The following is a 1,740-nucleotide window of genomic DNA, read 5'->3' as shown; positions in this document are numbered from 1 at the left end:
AAGGCATCTTTATTCAGCGGATAGATCGTCGGTCCTTTGTGGACATGGATATTGCGGATCCCCAGCTCGCGGCAGAGCTCCAGGTAACGGTAGGCCATCGGATCGGTCAGCCGCCATCCGCGGGACTCCCCGCGCCACTCTGCTGTGTAAAGCTTCAGGCCCTGAATAGGATACTCCTCCACCATCCGCCGGAACTCGTCCAGGCCCCTTTCCCCCCAACGGGGATCAAAGGTGCCGCAGAGGATAAAGCGATCCGGATACTTCTGCTTCAGGACATTGTTCTGCACATGGGTATTGAATCCATTCTTAAAGAACTCCGTGAGATAAGTCGAGTTGAAGATGCCCATGTCCACATAGCCATCGATGAAGAGATCCCGGATCAGCGTTTCCTCGTCATATTTGCAATATTTATCGAACGGCCAGACGTAATCCCCGGGACTGAGGGCCTTATGATAGTCGTAGAAGCAGAGCATCCAGCCCTCTCCATATTTGTTCCGCCAATTCTCCGGACTGCCATCCCAGAAATGGATGTGTCCGTCGATCACAAAAATCTCCTGGCCATCCACACGGATCATGGGGCACCTCCTTTCCGACTGGCTAATAAAGCCTGACAGAGGGAGGCATTGGCGCTTAGATTCAGCAGGGTCGTGCGGCTTCGTCGGAGGTAATCCTCAAAGGATTCGAGGGGGATGGGGTTTCCGTCCATGTCCAGCATCAACGGAGATTCCGGTCGGCCATCCAGGCCCAACTCCTGCCGTCGCTTCAGATAACGGGAGATCGCCTCTTCCGATTCGATCCGCACCAGGGTGCCATCCGCCCGACGGGCCCACCACTTCCCTTCCGACTTCAACAAATCCGCGAGCCGCATAGCGCAGATCTCCGGGGGGGAAAACCCTGCCGCACGGAGGGCCTTCAGGAGCGCGAACTGGCGGCGGAGATAACCTTTGCGCTGGAACCACTGACGGAGCTCATCCAGCGAGCCCGTCGTCTCGCCGGGGAAGGCCGCCTCGAAAGAACGCCCCTCCCGAATGGCTGCCTCAATCGCTTCTGAAGCGAAGTGATCGGCGATTCGGACCCGCACCTCCTGAACGCCTTCCACCTGAAGGAGAGCCCGCCGGATATCCTCCGCCATCATGAACACGAAATTGGGGGCGCACCAAAACGTGGGCAAACGGAGGGTCACTTCGACGCAGGAACCTTCAAGGAGCACGGCCTCTACGAACCCCAGCCGGACAATGGACTGATCCAATTCGGGGTCCAGAACCTCATCCAGCGCCTGCCAGAGCGAGGCCTGGACTCCGGCTTCTGTTCCCTCCCACTGGACCATCGAGCCCCTCCTTTCCCCTCGCTCAAGTAAAGATTACTTACTTCAACAGAAATTGTCAAGATCCGTTCGTGCTTTAAACCTCAGCCATATTGTATTGTGACCACAATAACAAGCGCTCAAAATCACAATTTTGTGAAGAATAGAATTTAATTTAGAGTTGTGCATCCTGTTCAGCCCGCCTCTCGCTCCCGGGCGGACCGAAGTGGGCCGATGGCTGGTTGGCGCCTGAGCGAGGCAAACCCCTCCCCCTTCCCCTCCCCGCGGCCCTGAAGTGTTTGAATTCCCCCTCCCTGTGCCGCTCCGCAATGTAGTGCTTTGTCCAGGTATAAACTGGAGATTGGAGAAACTGAAGCCAGTCCGGCAAGCAATATCCCCTCCCTCTTCCTCTCCTTCCCCGCGGCCCAGAGGCCGCG

2 protein-coding genes are annotated in these 1,740 nt (G+C 57.0%); both read right to left on the bottom strand.

All coding sequences use genetic code 11. The features are described 5' to 3' along the window. A partial coding sequence (locus tag NZM16_RS06645) for an amidohydrolase family protein (RefSeq protein WP_295479452.1) occupies positions 1-575 on the bottom strand: 575 nt, incomplete at its 3' end. Next, entirely contained in the window at positions 572-1,327 is a 756-nt protein-coding gene (locus NZM16_RS06640) for an iron-sulfur cluster assembly protein (protein ID WP_295479450.1), read from the bottom strand. The genes NZM16_RS06645 and NZM16_RS06640, both read right to left, overlap by 4 nt. Positions 1,328-1,740 lie beyond the last annotated feature (413 nt).

Origin of the sequence: Thermoflexus sp. (assembly GCF_025055495.1) — a bacterium.
Lineage (GTDB): Bacteria > Chloroflexota > Anaerolineae > Thermoflexales > Thermoflexaceae > Thermoflexus.
Note: the sequence above shows the minus strand (reverse complement) of the source record. Positions and strands in the feature narration are given on the sequence as shown.

Coding starts and splice junctions, on each gene's coding strand:
- NZM16_RS06640 (WP_295479450.1), bottom strand. CDS start 1,327: ATGGTCCAGTGGGAGGGAACAGAAGCCGGAGTCCAGGCCTCGCTCTGG.